General features: G+C 62.0%; 22 protein-coding genes. 8 read left to right on the top strand and 14 right to left on the bottom strand.

Annotated elements, in window-relative coordinates:
- Nucleotides 1–122 precede the first annotated feature (122 nt).
- On the top strand, nucleotides 123–2,702 hold the full coding sequence (gene clpB / locus GV829_RS06580) for an ATP-dependent chaperone ClpB (protein WP_169945092.1): 2,580 nt from the start codon (nucleotides 123–125) through the stop codon (nucleotides 2,700–2,702).
- An 81-nt stretch (nucleotides 2,703–2,783) separates the two neighbouring features.
- Here clpB and GV829_RS06575 read toward each other — a convergent pair whose 3' ends face one another.
- The 3 genes from GV829_RS06575 to GV829_RS06565 form a co-directional block, all read right to left on the bottom strand.
- Nucleotides 2,784–6,020, bottom strand: a complete 3,237-nt coding sequence (locus GV829_RS06575) for a TonB-dependent receptor domain-containing protein (protein ID WP_169945090.1) — start codon at nucleotides 6,018–6,020, stop codon at nucleotides 2,784–2,786.
- Nucleotides 6,021–6,375: 355 nt separating this feature from the next.
- Entirely contained in the window at nucleotides 6,376–6,681 is a 306-nt protein-coding gene (locus tag GV829_RS06570) for a hypothetical protein (RefSeq protein ID WP_169945088.1), read from the bottom strand.
- A gap of 89 nt (nucleotides 6,682–6,770) precedes the next feature.
- Nucleotides 6,771–7,940, bottom strand: a complete 1,170-nt coding sequence (locus GV829_RS06565) for an aspartyl/asparaginyl beta-hydroxylase domain-containing protein (protein ID WP_169945086.1) — start codon at nucleotides 7,938–7,940, stop codon at nucleotides 6,771–6,773.
- 75 nt (nucleotides 7,941–8,015) lie between these two features.
- Here GV829_RS06565 and GV829_RS06560 point away from each other — a divergent pair, with 75 nt between their 5' ends.
- The gene (locus GV829_RS06560; RefSeq protein ID WP_246203093.1) at nucleotides 8,016–9,047 is read left to right on the top strand and encodes a hypothetical protein; all 1,032 of its coding nucleotides are present in this window, start codon (nucleotides 8,016–8,018) and stop codon (nucleotides 9,045–9,047) included.
- 160 nt (nucleotides 9,048–9,207) lie between these two features.
- Here the strand turns inward: GV829_RS06560 and GV829_RS06555 are convergent, their stop codons facing one another.
- From GV829_RS06555 to xseA, 4 genes are all read right to left on the bottom strand, one after another.
- Complete coding sequence (locus GV829_RS06555; protein ID WP_169945084.1) at nucleotides 9,208–12,216, bottom strand: TonB-dependent receptor domain-containing protein; 3,009 nt, start codon at nucleotides 12,214–12,216, stop codon at nucleotides 9,208–9,210.
- Between the two features lie 298 nt (nucleotides 12,217–12,514).
- On the bottom strand, nucleotides 12,515–13,438 hold the full coding sequence (locus GV829_RS06550; protein ID WP_246203092.1) for a M23 family metallopeptidase: 924 nt from the start codon (nucleotides 13,436–13,438) through the stop codon (nucleotides 12,515–12,517).
- Nucleotides 13,439–13,465: 27 nt separating this feature from the next.
- Nucleotides 13,466–13,687, bottom strand: a complete 222-nt coding sequence (locus GV829_RS06545; RefSeq protein WP_169945082.1) for a DUF2093 domain-containing protein — start codon at nucleotides 13,685–13,687, stop codon at nucleotides 13,466–13,468.
- Between the two features lie 79 nt (nucleotides 13,688–13,766).
- Nucleotides 13,767–15,203, bottom strand: coding sequence for an exodeoxyribonuclease VII large subunit (xseA, locus tag GV829_RS06540; protein WP_169945080.1), 1,437 nt, complete (start codon nucleotides 15,201–15,203; stop codon nucleotides 13,767–13,769).
- Here xseA and purD point away from each other — a divergent pair.
- From purD to GV829_RS06525, 3 genes are all read left to right on the top strand, one after another.
- Complete coding sequence (purD, locus tag GV829_RS06535) at nucleotides 15,203–16,480, top strand: phosphoribosylamine--glycine ligase (RefSeq protein WP_169945078.1); 1,278 nt, start codon at nucleotides 15,203–15,205, stop codon at nucleotides 16,478–16,480. The genes xseA and purD overlap by 1 nt on opposite strands.
- 100 nt (nucleotides 16,481–16,580) lie before the next feature.
- Nucleotides 16,581–17,324 (top strand): OmpA family protein, encoded by a 744-nt coding sequence (locus GV829_RS06530; RefSeq protein WP_169945076.1) that lies wholly within the window; start codon nucleotides 16,581–16,583, stop codon nucleotides 17,322–17,324.
- 180 nt (nucleotides 17,325–17,504) lie between these two features.
- Nucleotides 17,505–18,065, top strand: coding sequence for a hypothetical protein (locus tag GV829_RS06525; protein ID WP_169945074.1), 561 nt, complete (start codon nucleotides 17,505–17,507; stop codon nucleotides 18,063–18,065).
- A gap of 30 nt (nucleotides 18,066–18,095) precedes the next feature.
- On the opposite strand, the gene GV829_RS06520 is transcribed toward GV829_RS06525, so the two are convergent.
- Nucleotides 18,096–19,331, bottom strand: coding sequence for a hemolysin family protein (locus tag GV829_RS06520; RefSeq protein ID WP_246203106.1), 1,236 nt, complete (start codon nucleotides 19,329–19,331; stop codon nucleotides 18,096–18,098).
- Between the two features lie 299 nt (nucleotides 19,332–19,630).
- Between GV829_RS06520 and GV829_RS06515 the strand changes: the two genes are divergently transcribed.
- The gene (locus GV829_RS06515) at nucleotides 19,631–20,320 is read left to right on the top strand and encodes a YiaD family glycine zipper/OmpA-like lipoprotein (RefSeq protein WP_169945067.1); all 690 of its coding nucleotides are present in this window, start codon (nucleotides 19,631–19,633) and stop codon (nucleotides 20,318–20,320) included.
- Between the two features lie 62 nt (nucleotides 20,321–20,382).
- On the opposite strand, the gene GV829_RS06510 is transcribed toward GV829_RS06515, so the two are convergent.
- The 6 genes from GV829_RS06510 to GV829_RS06485 are packed head-to-tail and all read right to left on the bottom strand — an operon-like array spanning nucleotide 20,383 to nucleotide 24,538.
- Nucleotides 20,383–21,012, bottom strand: coding sequence for a MarC family protein (locus GV829_RS06510; RefSeq protein ID WP_169945065.1), 630 nt, complete (start codon nucleotides 21,010–21,012; stop codon nucleotides 20,383–20,385).
- The gene (locus tag GV829_RS06505) at nucleotides 21,009–21,689 is read right to left on the bottom strand and encodes a hypothetical protein (protein ID WP_169945062.1); all 681 of its coding nucleotides are present in this window, start codon (nucleotides 21,687–21,689) and stop codon (nucleotides 21,009–21,011) included. The genes GV829_RS06510 and GV829_RS06505 overlap by 4 nt, the downstream gene beginning before the upstream one ends.
- A gap of 56 nt (nucleotides 21,690–21,745) precedes the next feature.
- The gene (gene folD / locus GV829_RS06500) at nucleotides 21,746–22,648 is read right to left on the bottom strand and encodes a bifunctional methylenetetrahydrofolate dehydrogenase/methenyltetrahydrofolate cyclohydrolase FolD (protein ID WP_169945058.1); all 903 of its coding nucleotides are present in this window, start codon (nucleotides 22,646–22,648) and stop codon (nucleotides 21,746–21,748) included.
- Nucleotides 22,645–22,950: a YggT family protein gene (locus GV829_RS06495; RefSeq protein WP_246203091.1), complete on the bottom strand. Its 306-nt coding sequence runs from the start codon at nucleotides 22,948–22,950 to the stop codon at nucleotides 22,645–22,647. The genes folD and GV829_RS06495 overlap by 4 nt, the downstream gene beginning before the upstream one ends.
- Nucleotides 22,951–22,985: 35 nt before the next feature.
- Complete coding sequence (gene argB / locus GV829_RS06490) at nucleotides 22,986–23,885, bottom strand: acetylglutamate kinase (protein WP_169945055.1); 900 nt, start codon at nucleotides 23,883–23,885, stop codon at nucleotides 22,986–22,988.
- Nucleotides 23,882–24,538 (bottom strand): queuosine precursor transporter, encoded by a 657-nt coding sequence (locus tag GV829_RS06485; RefSeq protein WP_169945051.1) that lies wholly within the window; start codon nucleotides 24,536–24,538, stop codon nucleotides 23,882–23,884. Before GV829_RS06485 ends, argB begins: the two co-directional genes overlap by 4 nt.
- 167 nt (nucleotides 24,539–24,705) lie before the next feature.
- Between GV829_RS06485 and GV829_RS06480 the strand changes: the two genes are divergently transcribed.
- Together GV829_RS06480 and GV829_RS06475 are read left to right on the top strand one after the other, a co-directional pair.
- Nucleotides 24,706–26,001: a NupC/NupG family nucleoside CNT transporter gene (locus tag GV829_RS06480; protein WP_169945047.1), complete on the top strand. Its 1,296-nt coding sequence runs from the start codon at nucleotides 24,706–24,708 to the stop codon at nucleotides 25,999–26,001.
- Nucleotides 25,998–26,459 carry a hypothetical protein gene (locus tag GV829_RS06475; protein WP_212612153.1) on the top strand — a complete coding sequence of 154 codons (462 nt, stop codon included), beginning with the start codon at nucleotides 25,998–26,000 and terminating at the stop codon, nucleotides 26,457–26,459. The genes GV829_RS06480 and GV829_RS06475 overlap by 4 nt, the downstream gene beginning before the upstream one ends.
- Nucleotides 26,460–26,535: the final 76 nt, after the last annotated feature.

Here is a 26,535-nt window from a genome sequence, read left to right as displayed (position 1 = left end):
GACTTTGATGCGCGCCACTGCCCTGCACCCCCTTGTGTTGCACAAATGCAACACTACCTAGGCCGCAAGTCGCGCCTACATTCGATGAGCAGGCGCAGGGGACAGGAAGACAGGACTGACACATGAACCTCGAGAAACTGACCGACCGCGCGAAGGGCTTTCTGCAGGCCGCCCAGACCATTGCCATCCGCATGAACCACCAGCGGATCAGCCCGGAGCATTTGCTCAAGGCACTGCTTGACGATGAGCAGGGCATGGCCGCAGGCCTGATCACCAAGGCTGGCGGCAATGCCAGGATGGCGCTCGCGGGCGTCGATGCCGCCCTGGCCAAGGTGCCGGCGGTAAGCGGCAGTGGCGCACAGGCAAGCCCCGGCGTCGACAATGATCTGGTGCGCCTGCTCGATCAGGCTGAGCAGGTCGCGGAAAAGGCGGGCGACAGCTTTGTCTCCGTCGAGCGGTTGCTGCTGGCCATGCTGATGGCGTCGGGGACGGCGGTTGCCAAAATCCTGACCGAAGCAGGCTTGACCGCCCAAGCACTCAACGCCGCGATCAACGATCTGCGCAAGGGCCGCACCGCCGATACGGCGGGCGCCGAGGACCGCTATGACGCGCTCAAGAAATATGCCCGTGACCTGACCGAGGCGGCGGAGAGCGGCAAACTCGATCCCGTCATTGGTCGCGACGAGGAAATCCGCCGCACCGTGCAGATCCTCGCCCGGCGAACCAAGAACAACCCGGTGCTGATCGGCGACCCCGGCGTTGGCAAGACGGCGATTGCCGAGGGACTGGCGCTGCGCATCGCCAATGGCGACGTGCCCGACACGTTGAAGGGCCGCCGCCTGATGGCGCTCGACATGGGCGCGCTGATTGCCGGGGCAAAATATCGCGGTGAGTTCGAGGAACGGCTCAAGGGCGTGCTTGACGAGGTCAAGGCGGCCGAGGGCGACGTTGTCCTGTTCATCGACGAAATGCACACGCTGATCGGTGCGGGCAAGGGGGAAGGCGCGATGGACGCCGGCAACCTGTTGAAGCCCGCGCTCGCCCGTGGTGAACTGCACTGCATTGGCGCGACGACGCTCGACGAATATCGCAAATATGTCGAGAAGGACGCGGCGTTGCAGCGGCGGTTCCAGCCGGTATTCGTCGGCGAGCCGACGGTCGAGGACACGATCAGCATCCTGCGCGGCCTCAAGGAGAAATATGAGCTGCACCATGGCGTGCGCATCACCGATGGGGCGATTGTCGCGGCGGCGACGCTGAGCAACCGGTACATCTCCGACCGTTTCCTGCCCGACAAGGCCATCGACCTGATGGACGAGGCGGCCAGCCGCATCCGCATGGAAGTGGAATCCAAACCCGAGGAAATTGAGGTCCTCGACCGGCGGATCATCCAGCTGAAGATCGAGGAAATGGCGCTGGCCAAGGAAAGCGACCAGCCGTCAAAGGACCGGCTCGACGCCTTGCGCGCCGACCTCGCCAATCTGGAGCAGCAATCGGCCGAGCTGACCACGCGCTGGCAGGCCGAGAAGGACAAGATTGCCGGCGAGGCCTCGTTGAAGGCCGAACTGGATGCCGCCCGGGTGGCGCTTGAACAGGCGCAACGCAGCGGCGACCTGGCCCGCGCCGGCGAGCTGCAATATGGCAGCATTCCCCAGCTCGAAAAGCAACTGGCCGAGGCCGCAGGCGCAGCCGCAGGCGCGATGCTGCGCGAGGAAGTGACCGGCGATGACATTGCCGCCGTGGTCGCCAAATGGACCGGCATCCCGATGGAGCGGATGTTGACCGGCGAGCGCGAGAAACTGCTGCGCATGGAAGAGATCATCGGTGGCCGGGTGATCGGTCAGAAGGATGCGGTCGATGCGGTTGCCAAGGCGGTACGCCGCTCACGCGCCGGATTGCAGGACCCGAACCGGCCGCTCGGCAGTTTCCTGTTCCTCGGCCCGACCGGTGTCGGCAAGACCGAGCTGACAAAGGCGTTGGCCGGATTCCTGTTCGATGACGACACGGCGATGGTCCGTATCGACATGTCGGAGTTCATGGAAAAGCACAGCGTCGCCCGGCTGATCGGCGCCCCTCCCGGCTATGTCGGCTATGAGGAAGGTGGCGTGCTGACCGAGGCAGTACGGCGGCGCCCCTATCAGGTCGTGCTGTTCGACGAGGTCGAGAAGGCGCATGGCGATGTGTTCAACATCCTGTTGCAGGTGCTCGACGACGGGCGGCTGACGGATGGTCAAGGCCGCACTGTCGATTTCACCAACACGATCATCGTGCTCACCTCCAACCTCGGCAGCCAGTTCATCGCCGGCCTTGGCGAAGATGAGGATGTCGACAAGGTCGAGCAGCAGGTGATGGATGTGGTGCGGGGGCATTTCCGCCCCGAATTCCTCAACCGGCTCGACGAGATCATCCTGTTCCACCGGCTGGCGCAGGCGCATATGGGCGGCATCGTCGATATCCAGGTCGAGCGGGTGCAAAAGCTGCTCGCCGATCGCAAGATCAGGCTGGAACTGAGCGATGGCGCCCGGGCCTGGCTGGGGCGGGTCGGTTATGACCCGGTCTATGGCGCGCGGCCACTGAAACGTGCAGTGCAACGTCATCTGCAGGACCCGCTTGCCGACCTGATCCTGAAAGGCGAGGTGCCCGACGGTGCTACGATCAAGGTCGATGAGGGCGATGGTGCGTTGATGATGGTGGTAGACTGAAGCCGTTCGGCATGACCGACAGGCAAAAGGGGCCGGAACTTTCGTTCCGGCCCCTTCCTGTTCTTGTCCGCGCAAAACCCGTCAGAAGCGGGCGCGAATGCCCGCGAAGAAGGTTCGGCCGCGGAACGAGTAGATCGCGCTACCCGAACCGGTAGCGGTGGTGGCACCCGCCGGCACGCCGCGGTCGAGGACGTTGTCGACGCCAGCGTAGAGCAGGTATGAATTGCCACCTTCACGGTCAATTTCGTAGTCGATACGCAGATCGTGATACCAGACAGCAGGGAACTTGGTGTCGGGGAAGGCATCGACGTCGGTCGGATCCAGACCGTTCAACGGGAACAGGGTGTTGTAACCGTTGAAGAACATCGGGCCGATGTAACGCGCACGATAGCCCAGCGTGACCGGTCCACGGCTGAAGTTGAAGTCCCAGCGGAACTCGTCCTTCGGATCGCCCAACTGACCCAGAAGACGGGTTTCGAAGTTCGGGCGGGTCGGGTCCTGATAGTTGCTGTTGATCAGGCTGTGGGTGTAGACCAGATCGGTGCTGAACTCGACGAAACCGAGATCGCGGCGGTAGTTGAAGTTGACGTCGATACCGCGACGGACCCGTTTGGCGAAGTTGACCGGCGCATTGATCAGCGAGTTGCCGAGAAGGCGACCAGGCTGCTCACCCAACGGACCCGTGCCAGGACCAGCCCAACGCTCGAACTGACCACAGAAGATGTTCGGGCGCGGGGTGTCGTAGCACAGGTTGACCAACGTATTCGGAGCAATGCTCGCGATAACGTTATTCACTGTGATGTCATAGAAGTCGACCGACAGGTTGAAGTTGGGAATGAAGCTGGGCTGGAACACCACACCGATGGTGTAGGAATCCGACACTTCCGAAATCAGGTTCGGGTTGGACCCGCTGACGATCGGCAGCGACTGGGTGATATTGGTGAAGCCCGCCAGATTGGCGGCGCCGATATCTGCCAAGCAGTTCTGCTGACGCAGGCCGGTGCCAATACGGTCAGGGTTGCACGGGTCAACGAAGCCGTTCGAGAAGTTCGGCACCAGCGGGAAGCCGGTTTCCGACACGTTCGGAGCACGGACGGCGCGGCTGTAGTTGGCACGGAAGCGGATGTCTGCGGCCGGAGCCCAGTCGACACCACCATTATATGACCAGACCGTACCCACATTGCCCTGATATTTGGCAAGACGGGCGGCACCGCTGAGGGTCAGTTCATGGAAGAAGGGCACGTCCGAAAGGATCGGTACGCGCAATTCGCCATAGGCTTCCTTCACGTCAAACGCACGGGGTTCAAAGGCAGGGATCGAGACGCCATTGGTGAAACCACCGGTGACAAACGGATCCTGACGGTAGAACGCCGTTTCACGGCGGTATTCAGCGCCGACAGCAAAGCTGACAGGGCCGCCCGGGAGGTTGAAGAAGCCGCTGGTATCGCCCGAAACGAAGGCGGAACCGACAAATTGCGACAGGCCCGAGTTGGCTGTGAAGGTACGCGCGAAATAGGCGACCGAGGCCGAATTGTCCTGGGTGCCGAACGGATTGTAGGGCACGCAGGCAGCGATATCCTGAGCCAGACGGGCAGCATTGGTGGCTGCCGAGCCGGCAAAGCCGACGAGTTGGACCGCCGATGCCGGGTCAAACTGCGAACGGCACTGGATCTGACCGGTATTCGGATTGCGACCGGCATCCATCGCCAAGGCAAAGCGCTGACGATCAATGAAGCCGTTCGTCGTCACATCTTCACGGAACTGGCCATAGTTGGCCGAGACCTCATACGACCAATCAGTGTTGAACGTGCCGCGGATGCCGCCAACCACGCGCCAGGTATCACGCTGGAACCGCTCATCACGCAAACCGACATCAAGCAGGTTGCGCGCAAGAACGAATCGATAGCTGCCGTTGTTGATATTGGTGATATCGGTAGCGGTCAGGTTCCCGCCAGCCGGGCAGGTAACCAGCAAGTCAGAGCGACAACCCGATGCGAGAAGGAGGTTCGCAAGGGTGGTACGATCGGCCGGGTTGAGGAACGGGTTGTCGAGACGGGGACGTTCACGGAAGTCAACCGTGCCGCCCGTGCCCTGGACAAAGGACGGCCCGGCATTGTTGCCCAGCGCGTTGACGCGGTTCCACTTGGCTTCAAGGAACACTTCGGCCGCCGGCGAGAATTCATAGCGCGTCAGCAGGTTGAAGTTGTAGCGTTCGGTGAACGGCAGGACCGAAACAGTCTTGCCTTCACGACCGGTCTGGCCGTTGCTGTCATAAATGCCGCTGTTGATGCCGGTGCCGAAACGGGTGCCAGTCTGCTGGATCAGGCGACCTTCCGGTGTAAAAATGTACGTGCAGTTGAACGCAGCACCCAGATTGTTGGGGGCGCCATTGTTGGGCGTGGTCGCATTGCCACAGGCACCGGCACCCGGAATGTTGCGCTGGTTGATCGGAATCAGACCGGCGAAATGGATCGTGGTGCTGCTGAGGTTACGGAAGAACCGGCGATCAGGCACGCCGTCACCACCGAAGACGATGCCCGCACCGCCGTCCGTGTCCACAACCCCGAAGTTGTCGTTGCTGCGGAAAGCATCAACGTCCGAAGCGAAAACACGTTCGCTGTGCGCATATTCACCATGCAGGGTGATGTTGCCGCGACCGTCAGCGAAATTCTTGCCCCACATGGCGGACGCATAATAGTTGCCGCCGAAGCCCTGTTCGGTGATGCCACCCGAAGCGCGCAGTTGCAGCCCTTCATAGCTGCGACGCAGAACGAAGTTGACGACGCCGGCGATGGCGTCCGAACCATAGATGGCCGAGTTGCCGCCGGTGACGATGTCAACGCGTTCAATCAAATCGTTCGGAATGGTGTTGATATCTGGCGACACAGCGTTGGCGAGAATGTCTGCCGCAACGTGACGACGCCCATTCACCAGCACCAGCGTGCGCTGGGTGCCCAAGCCGCGAAGGTCGAGAAGATTGAGACCAGCGATACCGATACCCAGACCGGGGTTCTGCTGGGCAAAGGTGCTACGCAGCTGTGGCAGATCATTCAGAGTGTCACCAATGTTGGTTTGACCTTGCTGAATGAAGGATTCACCGCTGATCGAGGTAATCGGCACGGTTGATTCGAGGTTCGGACGACGGATTCGCGAACCGGTGACAACAATGTCGTTGTTGCCGGCCGAAGCGGATGCGGCAGGCGCTTCCTCTTCATCAGCCGGGGCTTCCTGAGCCATCGTCGGAGTGGCGAGCAGAGCGACGCCAAGCACGAGCGGAGCGACGCCCGTCTTGAAACGAGAAATGCGCGAAATTTTCACAGCTTGTTCCCCTAATTTTTAGGCTTCCCCCCTGTACCGGGCACGCAAAATTGACCCTACCGGAACAGATTGGGGCGACCGTGCTTTCGCTGATGTTAGGAGTAAAGTGTAATGGCTTGATCTGAAGCCATATTTTAACCCAATGTGGCGCAGTAGCCACATTGGTGTGACATGATTTCATGAACCGATGTTCAGTTGTTACAAAGTTTCAATCTAAACCAGTTGGATAGGCAGCGGCTGTCGCGGCTGACCCTGCGTGAACGAGCAATTCGTTCCCGCTAAGCGACTGAAAACGCTGCCATAATGGCAGTTTTTTGGCGTGATTCGGGCATGGCGAGACGCCCGCCATTCAACGTTACATGCCGCTGGGGCGCCCGCGGCTGTGATCGATGATTTCGCGCGCAGTGTCGTTGCCGCGATCAGCGAGACGGCGCCATTCGCCAACAGTCTTGCAGACGCGTTCTCGGCGGGCGAGCGAGCCAGTCACTTCCATGCTGCGGCAGCGAATGACATCATCCGGATTGGCCGGTGTCGCGGGGGCGGCGGGCGTGGCATTGGCCGGCGTGGCTGGTGCGGCCTGTGCCGTGGCAACGGCTGGCGAAACGGCAGCAAATGTTGCCGCAATGGCCGGGACAAGGCAGGTCAACAGGCGGATGCGCATGGGGAGACTCCGGTGCAAGTGTGTGATGTCCATAATGCAGCGGCCGCGTGGAAACAAGTCAAAGCGCCATAGGCAATGATTCTGCCCGATTAACTGGCCAGATCATCAACAGTGGCATAATAATCAGCAATGACCTTTTGCTCTGCCTGGCTGAGATGCGGGTTCCAGACATCGAAGATAAGAACGGCACGGACTTCGTCACTTTCGTTCCATGCTTCATGCTCGATGGTGTCGTCAAAGGCGAAGGGCACACCCTCCACCCAGGGCCGCGTTTCGCCGCCAACCCGGAAACCGCAATGGTCAGGAACGATCAACGGCAAATGGATGATCGCCCGCGTGTTGCTGACGCCGGTATGCGGCGGGATGCGGGTGTGCGGTTTGAGGATCGAGAAAAAAGCACTGGGTGCACGACCGGGAATGTGCGCCGCAGGCACAGCAGCAAGCGCCGCCGCAGTGGCCGGGCACCGATCAAGCACCGGCTGGTTGGGTTGGCCATATTCCCACAGGAAGCAGGCGCCCCAATCGAGCTGATTGTCGAGCGCGCTCCATTTGTTTTGCGGCGTCCCCGTATCGAGTTTGACATAGGGCCGCAGCGCATCGCCCGGATCGGCCAGCAGGGCGCGCAGTTCCGCGCGGATGGCATCGGTTGCAGCGGCTAGATCGGCGAACCAGGGGAAATGGGATTCATCGAAAAATTCGTCGGCCGGCAAAAAGGGATAGCACAGGCCGGCGCATTCATTGGTGTAAATGGGCCGCAATCCCAGTGAATGGTCGACAAAGGCGGTGGCGCGGCGGCGCGCGGTCGGGTCAAGGTCGGCTATGCTTTGGCGCAGGGTCCGCGCAAGCCCCTGTTCCAGCGTGGCCTTGTGCTGATCGACATAGCTTCGCGCATGGTCGAGGAGGGCCAGCAGTTCAGACGACGGATTGTCAATGCCCTTGGCCAGTTGCAGGAGCGCTTCCCACTGGATCATTGCTTCGCGGCCATGGCCCGACCGTTCATGCAACTGGGCGAGCCTGATCAGCGTGGGAATATTGCGGCGGTCGAGATCGAGAGCCGATTCCAGTGCCGCTTGTTCACCGGCAGGATCCCCGGCTTCGCGGCAGGCATGGGCGAGATTGGCCCAAAGACCGATGGCCGTGGGGTCAGCTTCCAGTGCCTTACGAAAATGGGAGGCTGCCTCGGCAAAAGCTTGACGGCGCATGGCATCAAGGCCGCGGCTGTTTGCCTCTAGGGCTGCTGGGGGCGGTGTGGATGCCATATCGTGTCTCTATCGTTCCGATCCGTTGTTTCCAAGCGGCTTGCCAGTATTGCAAAGCTGCGGCAAGCAGCGCTGATGGCAGCGGGTACACCTTCGTTCGATCTGGCCGACTCCACTTGGCTGGCCCACCGGTATGACCGTTCGAGCGACCGGTTTCTGTTTCGCCATGTTCCCCAGCAACTGCACAGCCAAGGGCCGTTTCTGACCGACGAACTGGTCGGTGATCGGCCCGGCGAATGGATCGAGCGCAGTGCATTGGCGGAACCTGCGCGGCACCTGTCGGGCCCGGTCCATTTCATTTTTCATTCGGCCTTTTGCGGGTCAACGCTGTTGGCCAGAGGACTGGACAGGCCCGGCCTTGCGATGAGCCTGTCCGAACCGGTGTTGTTGAATGACATAGTGGGTATCCGGCGCAGAGCAGAGATGCGCGGGGCCGACATTGCCAGGCTGGCTGATGATGCGTTGCATTTGCTGGGCCGCCGCTGGCCGGATACGCATGCGGTGGCGATCAAGCCGTCGAACATCGTCAACGGACTGATCCCGGCAATCATGGCCCTTCGCCCAGAAAGTCGGGCGGTGCTCCTGCACGCCCCCCTGCGTCAGTTCCTCTCTTCCGTCGCACGCAAGGGCTTGTGGTGCAGGCTGTGGGTTCGTGAATTGCTGGAGGGTCTGTTGCGTGAGGGCGCGGTGCAGCTGGGATTTGAGGACCGAGACTATTTCCGGTTGACTGACCTGCAAGTGGCAGCCGTGGGTTGGCTGGCCCAGCATGCGATGTTTCATCGTTTTGCCGGACAATTTGGGCCGGCCCAGATGGCGACGCTGAATTCTGACCTGTTGACCGGACGAACCGCCGAAGTTGTCGAGGCGACGGGGAGGCTGTTTGCCCTGCCGATGGGTGCGCAGGTGGCGGCGGAAGTGGCGGATGGGCCAGCCTTCACCCGACACAGCAAATCCGGGCAGAGGTTTTCAGCAGCGGACCGAGCCGCCGAGCGTCAGGCCGCGGAAGCGGCGCATGGTGATGAAATCGACAAGGTCGAACATTGGGCGCACGCCGTTGCCGACCGGGCGGGCATTGCGATGACCCTGCCACACGCCTTGGTCAGCTGAAGGCCAACATTTTCCTAGTGCGGCAGGAGGTTTCGCTGCCTGTGGCTGACCGGTTTTCGGTCGGGTCAGTTTCATTTCCGCCTTGAAATCTCAACCAAGCCAAAAGGGGCGGACATTGCTGTCCGCCCCTCCTGATTGTGGTCGTTTCTGGTCCGAAGGATCAGAAGCGGATCTTCGCGCTCAGCACGTAGCGGCGACCCAGCGAGTCGTAGGTCGACGGGAAGGTGTTGCCGCTGTTGAACGAGGTCGAACCGGCTTCACCACCCACCAGCGGCGGAGCAGTGTTGAACAGGTTCTGGACCGAGCCAACGATGGTCAGGTTGTCGTTCACATTCACGCGAGCGGTCAGGTCGAAGTAATCAGCCGAACCGATGGTGGTGAAGTTTTCCTGCGTGCCGGCGAGCGAACCAGCCGAAGCCGGCAGCGTGCCGTTGAACAGGGCGCGACCGCTGGCGGCGAAACCACGGGCAGCGAAGTCAGCAGCCTGACCTTCGTAGACCGTGCCGTCGATGTGGCGCCACAGGAGCGACACGTCGAACGATTCGAACGACAGGGTGGTGCGGACCGACCACTGGATTTCCGGAGTCGGCTGACCGCAGTTCGACGAGAAGTAGCCGACGCAGTCACGGACATAACCACCAGGAGCCGACTGGAAGGAAGAGGTTTCCTGCCAGTTGAGAACGCCAGCCACGCTGAGGTCGGCGAAGCCGATGTCGCGGGTGTAGTTCAGCTGGAAGTCAATGCCGCTGGCTTCCAGACGGCCGAGGTTCGACAGCGACAGGAACAGACCAGGGGTCGTGTTCGGGTCACCGTTGAGACCGCCGGTCAGCGGGTCACGACGGATGATGCGGCAGGCGTCGGTGGCCGAAGCACCGGCAGCCGGCGACGTCGGGTTGGTGCCGAAGCAGGCCGAGATGGCATCACCCGGGGTCGGCGAGGTGATCGCACCCGTGATGGTGATGTTGTAGTAGTCAACCGTCATGGTCAGACCCGGCACGAAGTCGGGTTCGAACACCGCACCGACGGTCCATGTCTTGCCGACTTCCGGACCAACGTTGAGGTTACCACCACCCGTCGAGTTCGCCTGGCCGGCGATCGGCTGGGCGATGCTGTCGATGGTCGAAGCCGTTGCACCCTGAGCCAAGCAGACTGCGCGCAGTTCACCGGTCGGGTTGGCACGGATGCGGACACCGGCGTCGTCAAACACGGCGCAGGGATCGTCAGCCAGGTTGGTCAGGCCCGTGTTCACCGGCGAGAAGAGCTCGGCGATGTTCGGAGCGCGGACGGCGCGGGCATAGTTACCGCGGAACTTGATACCGTCGACCGGAGTCCAGCTACCAGCGACCTTCCAGGTCGTGGTGTTGTACGACGGGCTGGTCGGCGCGTCGATGCTGTAGCTCGAGTAACGGATACCAGCTTCGATGGTCAGATCCTGGAAGAACGGACGATCCTGGACCAGCGGGATGATGACTTCGCCGATGGCTTCATAGACGTTGTAACCACCGTCGATGTTCGGAGCCGCACCACCTGCACCACCAAGGTCGCCACCGGCGGCCAGGAGGTCGGAGTTCTGAGCAGCCGAATATTCGCGATACTCACCACCAACGGCGAAGGAGATCGGATCGCTGCCGAACGGGCTGGCGACGCCAAAGTCACCATTCAGGGTGGCGCGGGCCTGGGCCAGGGTCGAAGTGGTGCGAACGGTCGAAACTTCATTGAGGAAGTCGATAGCCGCAGGCGTCCAGCTCGAGTTGCCTTCCGGACCGAACCAGTTGATCGGAACGCAGCCAGCAGCCGTGCCGCTGAAGCAGCTCGTGGTGTTGGACGCAAGGAAGCTGTCACGAACGCGCGAGTTCAGGGTATAACCCTTGATCTGCTGCAGGTTTTCCGACTGGCCGTACGAACCGCTGACATCCCAGTTGATCGTGTCGGTCACGCCGCCACGGAAGCCGAGGCGATAGTCGAAGTAGGTGGTGGTGTATTCGCTGATACGCGGACCCACTTCGGTGGCACGACGGAACAGAGCCGAAGTGACCTGACGGTAGGCGGCATCGCCCGGACGCAGGGCCGGGTTGGCAGCGGCGGCGCAGTCGGCAGCCGAGATACCATTGCCGTTACAGAAGCTGTTACGGATGGCCGTGGTCAGGAACGGGTTGTTGATCGGCACCTGAACCGCAACGCCGAACGAACCCGACGGAGCGATGATGGTGTCAACCGTGTTCTTCGAGAAGATGCCACGGGTGTAGACTTCAACAGCGTCGCTGATTTCATAATTGGCAGCGCCGAACATGTTGTAACGCTCAAACGGCGTTTGATACACGTTGTACGGGTTGAAGTTGAAGTTGCGGTACAGCGAAACACCCGAGAAGGCCGAGCCATCTTCGAGCATCTGACGGGTGCCGCCGGTGCCCAGCGTGAAGCGCGAAGGCACAGCCGTACCCGAACCGCCGCCGCCGCCCGAAGCCGAGCTGAGGCCGAAGCGGCCATAGTCACGAGCGCCCTGATAGACAGGGTCCGACTGCTGATAGCCAATGCTGAACACGGCATTGCCGCGGCCGTCGTCGAAGTTGGCGCCGATGGTGACGTCAGCACGGATGGTGTGGCCGTCGCCTTCTTCGGTCAGCTGGTTCGACAGGTTGACTTCGAGACCCGAGAAGTTGCGACGGGTGACGAAGTTGACAACACCGGCAACAGCGTCGGCACCATAGGTGGTCGAAGCACCACCGGTCAGCAGGTCGACGCGCTCGATCAGGGCCAGCGGAATATTGTTAAGGTCGAAACGGCCGTTCAGTTCAGCCGGAGCCAGACGATAGCCGTCAATCAGGACGACGTTGCGGTTCGAGCCGAGACCACGAAGGTTGACGAACGACGCACCGCCGTTGCCGTTGTTAACGGCCGAGCCGACCGACGGGGTGACGCCCGGCAGTTCGCGCAGCAGTTCTTCGGCGACGTTCGACTGCTGCAGATCAATTTCTTCAGCGCCGACGACCGTGACAGGCTGAGCCTGCTCAAGGTTCGGGTTGGTGATGAGCGAGCCGGTGACGACGATGTCCTGATTCGATTCGTCTTCGGCCGCATCCTGAGCGAATGCCGGCGAGGCAATGAGTGCCAAACCGAGCACCAGCGGGGCGGAGCCCGCCTTGAATTGCGCGATGCGTGATGTCTTCACAGTCCAGTTCCTTTGTCTGGTTACTTCCCCCTGAACGGCGCACGCTCAGAGCGCGGTCGTCCGGATTCGTGCACGATTGGCCGTTCAGGCCGGGGGAGTAAAGGGACAAGGGCCTTGGCGGGGGTCCATTTTTACCAGCTGTGGCCGTTTTGCCACAGCATCGGACAGGCGGGGTATTGAGATTACAACCATGTCCGGATTGGTGTTATTTTATTGCGCAAGACAGTTGCAGGCCCGTTTGCGGGCAACGAAGGCGGTGATAGCGGTTTTGCCATGCCTCTCTGCAAGCGGCACCCGCTTACATTGGCCCGGCGACCCGTTGCGCGTCGATTTTCCGGCCGTTCCAGCGCATCGCCCAGTGCATGTGCGGCCCGGTTGTCCGACCGGTCATGCCAACGGCCCCCAACACCTGCCCCTGCCGGACACTGTCCCCGGTGCGCACATCAAGCCGGCTGTTGTGGAGAAAGACGCTCGACAGGCCATTGCCGTGATCGATCATCAGCAAATATCCCTCCAGCGTGAAGGGTTCAGTCGCGGCAAGGATGACGACGCCGTCGGCCGGCGCCAGCAAAGGCGTCCCAGTGGGGGCGGCAACATCGACACCATTGTGATAGTTGCCCGGCGTGCCCTGATACACGCGCTGGGAACCGAACACGCCGGAGATACGGCCGCGCACCGGCCAGATAAACTGTTGCCGCCAGCCATCACTGGTCACCACAGTCCGCCGCGCGGCGGCCATTTGGGCCAATTCGCCGGGACGACGGCTTTCAAATTCGGCATTGCTGCGTGCCGCGCCGCGCATGGGGGCGTTGACGTGCTGGATCGACCAGTTGCCGGGCGCCACAGTCAGATCCCGCCGGGCCACAACCACATCCGCCACGCGCAACTCCAGCGCGGCGGTGGCGGGCGCGTCCCGATCCAGACCGAAAATGAACGAACCATCCGGCGCAACGCTGAGCCGTTCTTCATTGAGCAAAAGGCTGGCGTCAGCGGGTTCGATGCGACCGCGCACCAGATCCCCCTGGCGGATCGCAGCACTGTCAAGATGGATCGCCGGCTGCACCTGGGGGCGCGCAGGCGGAGGCGCAGAGTGCGTGGTGGCCGGGTTGGCCGCAGATGGCGGGGAAGCCGCCGAGACCGGCGGAATGCAACTGGCCAGCACCATCGTCAGCGGCACGCCGAACAGCCCCAGCGCGAGCGAGGAGGAACGCATATCGGACATGAATCCCGCTCGTCCTCCAGCCATCGGTCAATCCCCGGCCGATGCCGGACCACGACCGGTCAACGCACGGACCGCCAGTTCACAGCTGGCATAGGCTTCCTGCCGATCCGCCGACCAGTAACGCAATTCGTCCAGCGGGATCTTCACGCCAGAGGAGGCGCAAACGACATGGTCACCGGCTGACAGCATGCGATAGCTGCCGGGTTGGTAAAAAAGTTTGGCGAGGCGCGAAGCCGAAGACATCAACATACTGCCGATTTTGGCTATCGCGCCACGGAATTGCAAGCCGCGCTAACCATGTTGCCGCTCTAGCAGCCCAGCCGCAGGATCAATCGAATAGCCCCGGTTGGCCCGGCACCCCTGCCCCCCCACTGCCACGCGGGCGCCGGGGCGAGGGAGCGGAGTGGCCAGGCGCCGATGCGTCGGACGCATTTTCAGCAATGATGACAGGCACATCGCCATCAGCAAAGGTAAGCGACAAGCTGCCCGCAGCGCGCGCGCTCGCGGCGCTGGTCAGCACATGCCCATTGCCATCCACGACAAGCGCATAGCCGCGTTCAAGCATACGGCGCGGATCCAGCGACATTGCCAGACGCCACAAGCCATCAAGCTGTTGCCGGCCGGACATGATACGCTGTTCCACCAGCGAGGGACGCAGGGCGGAGGCGGCGCGCGCGAATCGCTGCTCCCCTTGAGCGAGGGTCAGGCGCAACGCCTGTGGCAATCGTTCACCCCAGTCATCGAGCCGTTGGCGATGCGGGGCAACAAGCCGGTCAAGCCCGGGCAGGCGGGTGGCGCAGGCGTCGAGCCGTTCGCGTTGCTGCCCCGTGATGCGCGCCCAGCCGCGCGCGGCGCGGGCCGACAGGTCGTTGACCGTCGCGACCAGATCAGCACGAACCGGCACCGCCATCTCGGCCGCTGCTGTCGGCGTCGGCGCTCGCTGGTCCGACGCGAAGTCAATCAGGGTCGTATCGGTTTCATGACCGACGGCGGAGATCAGGGGAATCGAGCAGTCGGCAGCGGCACGAACAACGATTTCCTCGTTGAATGACCAGAGATCCTCTATCGAGCCGCCGCCGCGCGCGACTATCACCAGGTCCGGACGCGGAATCGCCCCCTCCGCTGGCAAGGCATCAAATCCGCGAATGGCCTCCGCGATCTGGTTGGCCGAGCCGGGACCCTGCACCATGACCGGCCAAATCAGCACCCGGGTCGGGAACCGGTCGGCAAGGCGGTGGAGAATGTCCCGGATGACAGCACCGGTTGGCGAGGTGACGACGCCGATGACTCGCGGGATGTAGGGCCAGCGTTTGCGTGGGCGATCGAACAGGCCCTCTGCCTTCAACCTTGCCTTGGTCTTTTCGAGCAAGGCGAGCAAGGCGCCCTCCCCTGCCAGTTCCATGCTGTCGATGACGATCTGATATTTGCTGCGACCGGGATAGGTAGTGAGCTTTCCGGTCGCGATGACGTCCAGACCGTCTTCGGCCCGGAAGGGGATGCGCGCCGCTTGCCCTTTCCACATAACGCCGTCGATCAGCGCGTCAGCATCCTTGAGCGCAAGGTAGACATGGCCTGACGCTGCCCGCTTGAAGCCGGATATTTCACCACGCACCCTGACATGGCCGAACCCCTGCTCAACCATCCGCTTGAGTGCCATCGACAATTCGCCAACCGAAAGGGGCGCGGCATTGTCCCCGCCGCGCGGCTGCGCTACCAGCCGCCCGCTTTCATCGGGCACATCATCAAACGGGACGGATTGCGGCAATGAACATTCTCCTGATCGGATCCGGCGGGCGCGAACATGCGCTGGCTTGGAAGCTGGCGCAATCACCGCTGTGCGATACGCTGTTCGCCGCGCCGGGCAACCCCGGCATTGCCCGGCATGCGGAACTGGTGCCGATCAATGTCAATGATCATGCTGCGGTTCGCGCCTTTTGCGAGGCCGAGGCAATCGGTCTCGTCGTGGTCGGACCCGAGGGACCGCTGGTCGACGGGCTGGCTGACGCCTTGCATGGACTTGCTGTCTATGGCCCGTCAAAGGCTGCCGCGCAGCTGGAAGGGTCCAAGGGCTTCGTCAAGGATCTGTGCGCCCGGGAAAACATCCCGACAGCAGCCTATGCCCGCCACCGCAGCAAGGCCGAAGCGCTCGCCGACATCGGCCGGTTCGGCCTGCCGGTTGTGATCAAGGCGGACGGGCTGGCAGCCGGCAAGGGCGTGGTGATTGCCGAGACAGCGCAAGATGCAGCAGCGGCGCTGGAACATATGTTCGGCGGCGGTTTTGGCGATGCCGGCGCCGAAGTGGTGATCGAGGAGTTCATGCGTGGCGAGGAAGTCAGCCTGTTCGCCATCACCGACGGCACAACCATCATTCCCTTTGGGTCAGCACAGGACCACAAGCGGGTGGGCGATGGGGACACGGGCCCGAACACGGGAGGAATGGGCGCCTATTCGCCTGCTCCGGTTTTGACGCCGGAACTGGAAGCACGGGCCTTTGCCGAGATCATCGAGCCGACTGTCCGAGCGATGGCCCGCGATGGGATGCCCTATACCGGCACGCTTTATTGCGGGCTTATGTTGACCGGGGAAGGGCCCAAGCTGGTCGAATATAATTGCCGGTTCGGCGACCCCGAATGCCAGGTGCTGATGAGCCGATATGAGGGTGACCTGGTTTCGCTGATGCTGCATGCCGCCGAGGGAAGGCTGGCGGAGGCGGACCCGGTCCGGTTCAGCAAGGACACCGCTCTGACCGTGGTGATGGCGGCAAAGGGTTATCCAGGGACACCGGCCAGGGGCGGCGTGATTCGCGGGATCGAGGCCGCCGAAGCCAATGGCGCCCATGTCTTTCATGCCGGCACGAGCGAACGGGACGGCGACATTGTCGCAAGCGGCGGGCGCGTTTTGACCGTGACCGCCCGCGGCCCCACGGCGAGAGAGGCGCAGGCCAGAGCCTATGCCGCTGTGGATGCTGTCGATTTTGCTGACGGTTTTTGCCGCCGGGACATTGGCTGGCGCGAAGTGGCACGCGAGAACGGAACGGCTTGACCCGTCCGGCGAAGGGACGATTGCCACCCCGGGGACCGAAGTCCTATCATGCGGCGTCTGGTGGCGAGGCTTCGCCAGAAAAACGCCTATGGGGGGCAACATGAACGGCTTGATCAAATTCGTCATCGGCGGTGTGGCCACGTCGCTGTTGGCCATGGCGGCGCACAGTGGCCTGGGCAGCGGCGCTGGCTTTGTCGAACGGCTGGAAAGCCGGGCCAAGACGGCATTGGGCAATGCGGGCGGTGGCACAATCAATCTGACCATGGAGCGCGAGCCGGCGCTCAACCGTGTAGCGATACTGTCCGGCGAGGCCGACGAAGCGACGCGGAACCGGCTGTTGGCGGCCGTGCGCGCGGTGCCGGGGATGAAGGACGCGCACTGGGCCGATGCGAGGTCGGCCGTACCGTTGGCGACCGACGCGAAGGCCGAGTCAGCAGCCACCGTGGCCGAGGTCAACGCCTGTCAGGGACAGGTGGACAGTGTGGTCGCCGGCAAGGCCATCCAGTTTGACAGCGGTGCCGCGACCATCAAGGCGGAGTCGCAATCGCTGATCGACGCCTTGGCCACTGCACTGGCGCCGTGCGAGGGCGTGGTTGTCGAGGTAGCGGGCCATACCGACGCCTCCGGCAATCCCGTCAGCAATCAGGTCCTGTCGCTGGCTCGCGCCAACGCTATTGTTGCCGCTCTGACCGGCAAGGGCGTTCCGGCTCAGCGCCTTGTAGCCCAGGGCTATGGCTCCAGCCAACCGGTGCAACCGGGTCGGGGAGCTGCGGCTGATTCCGCCAACCGCCGGATCGACTTCAAGGTGGCGAGCAATGCGCCAACCGCTGCCACGGGGAATTGAGCCATGAACCTGTTCATCGAATCGTTGCTGGTCCTGCTCGGCCTTTACCTTTTGGGGGTCATCATCGGCTGGCTGTTGTGGGGCCGGCGCGAGGCCTGAACCGTCAGGCCGCCGCTTTTCCATTGACGCTGGAACACGGCGGGGCAATGGCGCGATACGGCGACGACAAGGAAGTGTGACATGATCAACTGGGCCATTGACTATTGGTATCTGTGCCTGATCGCGCTGCTGATCGGCATTGTTACGGCTGCATGGATATGGCTGCCGACCAGATCGGCGCCCAGCGACCTTCCCGATATTGACGAGCCGGCAGGGAAAATCGGCAAGCCCACGGCTGCGGCGCCATCGCCGCTGGAACCGGTCAAGCCGGTGATCGATGTTGCCGAGCCGGTGAAGTTTGTGGCGCCTGTGGCGGAAACACCGGCCGTGACGGCAGCAACTGCTGGTGAGAGCGCCGCCAAACCCAAGATTGCCCCTGCCGTTGGCGAGGCCGATGACCTGTCGCTGATCAAGGGGGTCGGCCCCAAGTTGAAGACGCTGCTAGCCGGACTTGGCATCAGCCGGTTTGACCAGATTGCCGCATGGAGCGATGCCGACATTGCCGAAGTCGATCAATATCTGGGTTCGTTCAAGGGCCGCATCACGCGTGACAATTGGGTCGAGCAGGCGGGGTATCTGGCCCGGGGTGACCATGCCGGCTTTGCCGCGCGGTTTGGCGCGGTGGGCAGTGAAAACAAATAAGGGAAGGGGCGGTGCAGGGGCTGCTCGCCTTCAATCCTCGGCGGCTTCGCTGACCAGCAGCTTGTCAATCTTGCGTCCGTCCATGTCAACGATTTCGAAACGCCAGCCCTGATCGACAAAACTCTCCCCGACGGTCGGGAGATGTTTCAGAAGGTACAGGGCGTGGCCGGCGACGGTCGCGTAATCGCGATCTTCATCGAGAGAGATGCCAAGCCGATCGGCCAGCGCATCTGCAGGCATTGAGCCCGAAACGAGCAATGAGCCGTCCTCTCGCTCAACCAGTTGCGGATCGTTGCCAATATCCTGATCGGACGCAAATTCGCCGGCAATGGCAGACAAAAGGTCAGCCGGTGTAACCAGCCCTTCGAAATGGCCATATTCGTCATGGACGAACAGCATGGGCACTTCTGATACCCGCAAGGCTTCGAGCGCATCCATCGCATCAAGCTGATCAGGCACCACCGTCGCGCGGCGGACCAGACGACGCAGATCAATGCTCTCGCCGCGGAAAAGGGCGACTGCAATGTCGCGCGCCTGGACGACCCCGATCAGGTCCTCAACCGCACCGGCACCCACCGGAAGGCGCGTGTGCGGGGTCGCCATCAACCGTTCGCGGATCGCGTCGGCATCGGCATCGGCATCAATCCAGTCAACGTCGGTGCGCGGAGTCATCACTTCACGTACCGGGCGGTCAGCGAGCCGCACGACACCGGAAATGATCGCCCGTTCACTTTCCTCGATCACGCCAGAGCGGCTGGCTTCGGCAACCACAAGATGCAGTTCCTCCGCCGTGACCTTGTTGTCGCTTTCGCGGTTCAGGCCGATGGCGGCAAAGATCAGCGAGCTGCTGCCATCAAGCAGCCAGACGAGCGGCGCGGTCAGGCGGGCGATCCACTGCATCGGCTTGGCGACCAGTGCGGCAATCGGTTCGGGTGAGCGCAAAGCGAATTGTTTGGGCACCAGTTCACCCACAACCAGTGAGAGATAGGTGGTGATCGAAATGACGATGACCCAGGCCAGAGTTTCCGCAATGTCAGGCTTCACGCCCAACCATGCTTCCATCCGCAAGGCCACCGGCGCACCCAGACTGGCGCCGGAATAGGCCCCGGCGATGATACCGACAAGCGTGATGCCAATCTGGACTGTCGACAGGAATCGGCCAGGATCAGCCGCAAGGTCTATCGCGGCCTGTGCGCCGGACTTGCCGCGGCGAACCATGGCCTCGAGCCGGGGACGACGTGCTGAGACAATCGCCAGTTCCGACATGGAAAGCAAACCATTGACGACCACCAGCGCTAGGATGATGGCGACGTCGCCCCAAGGAAATCCGTTCAACTCTTCCGCCTGTGCTGGACCAAAGCCTTCCCCTGAACAGGGCGACCGAGGACCCATATACGGCCCTGTGACGGCTTTCGACAAGGGACAGTGGTGAACCGGCCATGGCGCAGCCGTTCAGCATTGGTTCGGACATGCAACGGAACAATGGCCGGGCTCGGGAATTATGTCCGGCAAGCGATGTGCGCAGGCAAGCGGACACTTGTCTTGTCAATGTGAAGGATAGACAGATGCACAGATTGAAATTGGCAGGCATCGCCCTCGGCACGGCGGTGATCGCGTTGAGCTCCACCGGCTGCGTCACCGACCCCGAAACCGGAAATCGGACCATATCGCGGGCTGCCATCGGCGGGGTGCTTGGCGCTGGCGCCGGGTATCTGTTGGGCGATCTGGTCGGTGGCAAGCGGGACCGGACCGAACGGATCGTTGGCGCTGGCATAGGCGCCGTGGCAGGGGCCGGAGTAGGTGCCTATATGGACCGGCAGGAACGCCGGCTACGCGAACAAACAGCAGGCACGGGTATCACTGTCGACAGGCAGGGGGACCAGCTGGTGCTGAACATGCCCGGTGACGTGACCTTTGATTATGACAGCGCCACGGTACAACCGCAGTTCCAGTCGACGCTCGATCAGGTTGCCACGACGCTGCGCGACTACCCCAGCACCTATATCGACATTTACGGCCACACCGATTCGCGCGGGTCCGAAGTCTATAATCAGGGCCTGTCCGAACGGCGGGCCAATGCGGTGTCGAGCTATTTGTCGAGCCGGGGCGTGCAAACGGCGCGAATTGCGGCACGCGGCTATGGCGAAACGGCGCTAAAGTGCCCGGAAACCAGCGAGGAAGGCTATCGTTGCAACCGGCGGGTTGAAATCCGCATCGCACCGGTGACCCAGAACGACGTTAACGCGGCTGGTTGAGCATTCGCATTTGCTGAAACGGAAGAGGGGCGCTGCCGGTGACGGTAAGCGCCCCTTTCAATTCAGGCCAGCGTTGGAAAACTCGCCCTCAGCCCGTCAATGACAAATTGCGCGGCGAGAGCCGCCAGCAGCACACCGAGCAGGCGGGTAATCACCGCCTCCGTCTTTGCACCCAACACGCGCATGATCGGGCCAGCCGCCAGCAGGGCAGCCAGTGTCAGTGCCAGTACGGCGAACAGCGCGCCGAAAATCACCATCGCACGGTCGAGCCCTTCATTCTGGCTGACCAGCAGCATCACCGAGGCGATAGACCCCGGCCCGGCAATCATCGGCATAGCCATGGGAAAAACGGAGACATCCTCCACCTGTGGTGTGGCGAGTATTTCCTCAGCCCGCTTTTCCCGCCGTTCGGTGCGCTTTTCGAACACCATATCGAGCGCGATGACAAACAGCATGATGCCACCTGCAATCCGGAAACTGTCGAGATCTATGTGGAGTGCCCCCAGCAACACTTCGCCAAACAGGGCAAAGAACAGCAGGATGGCACCGGCAATCAGCGTTGCGCGAATCGCCATGTTGCGGCGCTGTTGCGGATTGGCCCCGGTTGTCAGGCTGGCATAGATCGGCGCGCACCCCGGCGGGTCGATGATGACGAACAGTGTGACAAAGGCAGAAATGAAAAGGTCGATCATCGGTCGGATGCACCCACCACATCGTGAATGACCTCGACATAGTCAGTGCCATTCCACATTCGAACCCAGAGCTCCCGCTCACCCATCGCGCCGACCTGCCATTCGACGACTAACGAGGAGTCATCCGAAAACCATGTGCGCCGGGTCATGGAACTATACAAATGTCGGGCAGCGGTGGAGCGGGCCAGAAAATTGGCGCAGGATGCGGCACGCCGCGTCACCTCAGCCGGTGTGGGCCTGGCCGTTTGCAACCGGTCACCATGATCGACGACCCACCGCCAACCGTCGCTGTGACTTTGCTGCCAGACGGTGGTGAAATAGCCAACACCGTCCGCTGGATGGTGCCAACCGCCGGTCGTCACAGCGGCCCGGCCGTTGCAACTGGTATAGACGGCTTGTGGTTGCCAGCTCACCGCAACCGGTGGATCGGGCCGGTCGGCAAGCCAGCTGACGGCATGCACTTCCTGGGGAACAAACATGCGGGCATCGACATGGGCAGTGGCATGAAAGGCGCGCCACTGGCCAATCGTCCTGGCCAATTCCGCAAAGCGCGCTTCAGCCGCCAAAACCGCATCCGCGGCCTGGGCAGCAATCTGGGCATCTTCCTCGGGAGAGTCCCACGCGTCCATGAGCGCCTGAAAGTCAGTCGGTGGCGGCGGTGGGCCCTGCTGGGCCATGGCGGCGGATCCACTGAACAACAGGCCAAGGCCAACCAACAGGGCGGCCCGTCCAATCACAACCCCTCCGGTTCCGCGAGACCTTCGCGGCGGTGGGCAGCAATCAGGGTGTTGTAGAGCAGGCAGGCGATGGTCATCGGACCGACGCCGCCGGGAACGGGCGTGATCGCGCCGGCCACATCGCTGCATTCGGCAAAGGCGACATCACCGACCAACCGCGTCTTGCCCTCACCCTTTTCCGGAGCGGGGACGCGGTTGATGCCGACATCGATTACGGTCGCGCCGGGTTTGATCCAGTCAGCCTTGACCATTTCCGGTCGGCCGACAGCGGCAACGACAATGTCGGCACCGCGCACGACCGACGGCAGATCCCGCGTACGACTGTGAGCGATGGTCACGGTGCAGTTGGCAGCGAGCAGCAGCTGCGCCACTGGCTTGCCGACGAGGATCGAACGGCCGATGACGACAGCGCTCTTGCCCGACAGATCATCGCCCAGCACATCGCGGATCAGCATCATGCAGCCCAAGGGCGTGCAGCTGACGAGCCCGGGGAGACCGCTGGCAAGACGGCCGGCGCTGACGACATGCAGGCCGTCGACATCCTTGTCAGGATCAATCGCGGCGATGACCGCGAGTTCGTCGAGATGTTTTGGCAACGGCAATTGGCACAAGATACCATCAACCGCCGGATCGGCATTGAGCCGTTGGACCAGAGCGATCAGATCATTCTGAGCGGTGTCGGCGGGCAGGCGGTGTTCAAAGCTGGCCATGCCGACCTCTACGGTCTGCTTGCCCTTGTTGGCGACATAGACGCGGCTGGCCGGGTCGTCGCCGACAAGGATGACCGCGAGGCCCGGAACACGACCGGTTTCAGACGCAAAAGCCCGTACCTTGTCGGCAATCCGGCCCCGCAGCCCTTCGGCAAAACCCTTGCCGTCGATGAGGCGGGCAGTGCTCACAGGCCAATCAGCGACAAGGCGATGCGCGGCAACACCACGCTTTGCAAAATGATGACGATGATCAGCGCGACCATCGGCGTCAGGTCAAGCGCGCCAAAATCAGGCATGATCTTGCGGATCGGACGATAGAGTGGCTCGGTCAGCCGTTCGAGAGTCATCCAAAGGGTCGTCACAAAATCGCTGGTGCGATTGATGACATTGAAGGCAAGCAGCCAGGACATGATCGCTTGGATGATAATGATCCAGCGCACAACCGTGAGCAGGATGTCGAGAATTTCAATCAGCATGAGGGCCGGCGTCATGGGGGCTTGGTCCTTGTTGGCGACTCGTCGAAAGATCAGCTCTGGCGGCGGACAAGTGTGCCCGCCCCCGCTTCGGTGAAGATTTCCAGCAACATGGCGTGCGGCACGCGACCGTCAAGGATGACCGCAGCCTCCGCCCCGGCGGCAACCGCATGGGTGCACGTATCAATTTTGGGCAGCATACCGCCGTGGATGGTCCCGTCCGCCTTGAACCGGGCGATGATGTGGGGCGTCAACTCGGGCACCAGATTGCCCGCCTTGTCGAGTACGCCAGGCACATCGGTGAGAAGGAACAACCGCGCTGCACCCAGCGAACCGGCAATGGCACCCGCCATAGTGTCGGCATTGATATTGTAGGTATGGCCATCATCGCCAATAGCGATCGGCGCAATCACCGGGATGAGGCCGGCAGCGAGCTGTGTGTCGATGATGGTCCGGTCCACCCTTTGCGGATCGCCGACAAATCCGAGATCGACGACCTTTTCGATATTACTTTCCGGGTCGCGTTTTTTGCGGTGCATCCTGGTCGCGACGACGAGATTGCCGTCCTTGCCGGACAGGCCCACGGCACGACCGCCAGCCTGGCCGATCCAGCCGACGATTTCCTTGTTTATGCCACCGCACAAAACCATTTCGGCTATCCGCGCGGTTTCCGCATCAGTGACCCGCAGGCCATCGACAAAACTGGATTTCACTCCGAGCTTTTCCAGCATCTGGCCGATCTGTGGACCGCCGCCATGGACAACCACAGGGTTGATGCCGACCTGCTTCAACAGCACCACATCGCGCGCGAAATCACGCGCGGCATCGGGATCGCCCATCGCATGACCGCCATATTTTATGACGAAGGTCTTGCCGGCGTAACGCTGAAGATAAGGCAGCGCTTCTGTGAGGGTAGCCGCCTTGAGGGCAACGGCGGGATCGGGAGTGGTCATGCGTCAATCCTCCTGCCCCAGGCGACACATGCCGAAACGAGCAACGGCACCAGAAGTGCTGAAAGCACCACCTTTGCCAACATCTGCCCCAGCAGGAGATCGGTGATGGGGAACTCACCATAAAAAGCGATGGTCACGAACAGGAATGTGTCAACAATCTGGCTGAGCACCGCAGCCACGGCGCCCCTGAGCCAGACATGGCGACCGACCCCGTCACCGCGCAACCGGGCGAAAATCATCACATTGAGGGTCTGCGATGTCCCATAGGCAATGATACCGGCGAGCCAGATACGAAGATTGGAAAAGAGAACCAACTGGATGGCATCACGATTTTCCGGCAACATCTTGGGTGAAGCGGGCAGCGCCCAGACAATCAATGCCAAGGCCATGGACAGCAGCAAGGGCACGAAGCCATAGCGCACCAGTTTCTGTGCGGTTTTTTCCCCGTGCAATTCTGCCACTGCGCTCGACATGATGACGAGCAGAAGAAAGGCAAAGATGCCCGCCTCCACCGCCAGCGGCCCAATCGAAACCTGTTTGTTGCCAAGCACACCCGCGACACAGACCATGCCGCCATAGATGATGCTGATGAGGAAAAGCGAGCGCGTCAGCGGCGTCGCCTGTCGGGAAGGGGTGCTGTGTTGTTCCGCCATGACGGGCGGTTAGCGGATTTTGACACGAGGGGAAAGAGCAGGTCGGTTCCACATCGGCAGCGTGCAGGGCGTTCGCGCAATTTCGCTTTTGACCGGGCGCATTGCGCGGCTATGACCTGAAACGAAAGACAGTCGGCCTGACGGGCCCCGGGGGAACGCATACACACATGATCGAGAAATTGCTGATCGGCCTGGCAGGCATCGCCCTGATCCTCGGCATCGCCGTCCTTCTGTCTTCCAATCGCCAATGGATTCGCCTGCGGGTGGTCGGAGCAGCCTTTGGCTTGCAGGCCGGGATCGCCTTTCTTGTCCTTTACACATCGTGGGGCCGCGCGGTCATTGAGGGAATGAGCCGTGGCGTTTCCAACCTGCTCGGCTATGCCAAAGCGGGTACCGACTTCATCTTTGGCCCGCTGGCCGGGCCGGACATGGGCGCCACCAGTTTCGCGATTGCCGCATTGCCGGTGATCATCTTTTTCGCTTCGCTGATCTCGGTGCTCTATTATCTCGGCATCATGCAGTTCGTCATCCGCTGGGTGGGCGGCGCCATCAAGGCGGTGACGGGCATAACACGCATCGAGTCCCTCGGCGCCGCAGCCAACATCTTTGTGGGTCAAAGCGAAAGCCCGCTGGTCATCCGGCCCTATCTGGCCGGACTGACCGCGCCGCAGCTGTTCCTGCTGATGACCGTCGGCATGGCTGGCGTTGCCGGCACCATATTGGGCGCCTATGCCAGCACAATCGGCGAGCATCTGTTGCCCTATCTGCTGGCGGCGAGTTTCATGTCGGCACCGGGCGGCATTTTGATGGCCAAGATCATCATGCCCGACGACCCCAAGGACATCGGCATAGAACCGGTCGAACTGGCTGTCGCCAGCCATGACGAGGAACCCCCGGCCAATGTCATCATGGCCGCTGCCCAAGGCGCGCAGACCGGAGTGAAACTGGCCGTGGCCGTCGGCGCCATGGTGCTGGCCTTTGTCGCGCTGGTCGCCCTGGCCAATGGCATATTGGGCGGGATTGGATCAGGGATTGCCAACACTGCCGCCTATTGGGGCATGCCCTTTTCAACCGGGGTCAGCGAATGGCTCACCAGCCTGAGCTTCCAGTCGCTGCTCGGCACCTTGTTCCAGCCGGTGATGTATATGCTGAACATCCCATGGCATGAGGCCGAAATCGCTGGTGGATTGTTCGGCACCAAAATGGTGCTCAACGAATTTGTTGCCTTTATCGAACTGGGCAAGGTGCAGGCCGGGCTGCACCCGGCAACCGTCGCGATCATCATCTTTTCGCTGTGCGGCTTTGCCAATTTCAGCTCGATTGCGATCCAGATGGCAGTCACCGGCAATCTCGCCCCCAACCAGCGCCCGATGATCGCGCGACTGGGAATCAAGGCGCTGATCGCCGGCAGCCTTGCCAATCTGATGTCGGCGGCGCTGGCCGGGCTGATGCTCAGCCTGTGAGCAGCGGCGTGCGGCTGCGCTTCACCAAGGGCAACGGCAAATATGACCTGATGGAGGTCGTCCGGCCGGACGGGGCGGTCGAGCGGATCGACTGCCCGAAACAGGGTATCATCCCGCATGACATGGTGCACTATGCGGTCGAGGACACGCTTAGGCTGCGTGGCTTTATCGGGCGCGTGGCCGGGGGCGAGACCGCATCGTTCCGTATGGCCGCCGAAGCGGAAAGCGACGGCGTCGAGCGGCTGGTCGAAGTGATGCAGGGCGACGGCTGGTCGGGCGGAACGACTCCCGCCGCCGAGATGATCGACCTGTATCGCGTGACCTGCGAAGCGCGGGGGTGCCCGATGTTGCCGGTGGATGAGGCCGACATTGCGGCAGTGCGGGAGCGCATTGCCACACTGACCGAGGCCTGGACGGCGGTGCCGGTTGGTAAGGCAATTGAGCTTTCCGTTGCGTGAAAAGCGTTCCAGTCATTGCAAACCGAGATTGTTTCATCGAAACTCACATTCGTTGACGCAACAGCGGGAAGCATTG

Origin of the sequence: Sphingomonas lacunae (genome assembly GCF_012979535.1) — a bacterium.
Classification (GTDB): domain Bacteria; phylum Pseudomonadota; class Alphaproteobacteria; order Sphingomonadales; family Sphingomonadaceae; genus Sphingopyxis; species Sphingopyxis lacunae.
This window is presented reverse-complemented; position numbering and strand designations above follow the sequence as displayed.

Bases quoted from the DNA above. Each gene is read 5' to 3' on its own strand.
- clpB (WP_169945092.1), top strand. From the start codon at position 123: ATGAACCTCGAGAAACTGACCGACCGCGCGAAGGGCTTTCTGCAGGCC.
- GV829_RS06570 (WP_169945088.1), bottom strand. From the start codon at position 6,681: ATGCGCATCCGCCTGTTGACCTGCCTTGTCCCGGCCATTGCGGCAACA.
- GV829_RS06565 (WP_169945086.1), bottom strand. From the start codon at position 7,940: ATGGCATCCACACCGCCCCCAGCAGCCCTAGAGGCAAACAGCCGCGGC.
- GV829_RS06560 (WP_246203093.1), top strand. From the start codon at position 8,016: ATGGCAGCGGGTACACCTTCGTTCGATCTGGCCGACTCCACTTGGCTG.
- GV829_RS06550 (WP_246203092.1), bottom strand. From the start codon at position 13,438: ATGTCCGATATGCGTTCCTCCTCGCTCGCGCTGGGGCTGTTCGGCGTG.
- GV829_RS06545 (WP_169945082.1), bottom strand. From the start codon at position 13,687: ATGTTGATGTCTTCGGCTTCGCGCCTCGCCAAACTTTTTTACCAACCC.
- purD (WP_169945078.1), top strand. From the start codon at position 15,203: ATGAACATTCTCCTGATCGGATCCGGCGGGCGCGAACATGCGCTGGCT.
- GV829_RS06530 (WP_169945076.1), top strand. From the start codon at position 16,581: ATGAACGGCTTGATCAAATTCGTCATCGGCGGTGTGGCCACGTCGCTG.
- GV829_RS06525 (WP_169945074.1), top strand. From the start codon at position 17,505: ATGATCAACTGGGCCATTGACTATTGGTATCTGTGCCTGATCGCGCTG.
- GV829_RS06520 (WP_246203106.1), bottom strand. From the start codon at position 19,331: ATGTCGGAACTGGCGATTGTCTCAGCACGTCGTCCCCGGCTCGAGGCC.
- GV829_RS06515 (WP_169945067.1), top strand. From the start codon at position 19,631: ATGCACAGATTGAAATTGGCAGGCATCGCCCTCGGCACGGCGGTGATC.
- GV829_RS06510 (WP_169945065.1), bottom strand. From the start codon at position 21,012: ATGATCGACCTTTTCATTTCTGCCTTTGTCACACTGTTCGTCATCATC.
- GV829_RS06505 (WP_169945062.1), bottom strand. From the start codon at position 21,689: ATGGCCCAGCAGGGCCCACCGCCGCCACCGACTGACTTTCAGGCGCTC.
- GV829_RS06495 (WP_246203091.1), bottom strand. From the start codon at position 22,950: ATGACGCCGGCCCTCATGCTGATTGAAATTCTCGACATCCTGCTCACG.
- argB (WP_169945055.1), bottom strand. From the start codon at position 23,885: ATGACCACTCCCGATCCCGCCGTTGCCCTCAAGGCGGCTACCCTCACA.
- GV829_RS06485 (WP_169945051.1), bottom strand. From the start codon at position 24,538: ATGGCGGAACAACACAGCACCCCTTCCCGACAGGCGACGCCGCTGACG.
- GV829_RS06480 (WP_169945047.1), top strand. From the start codon at position 24,706: ATGATCGAGAAATTGCTGATCGGCCTGGCAGGCATCGCCCTGATCCTC.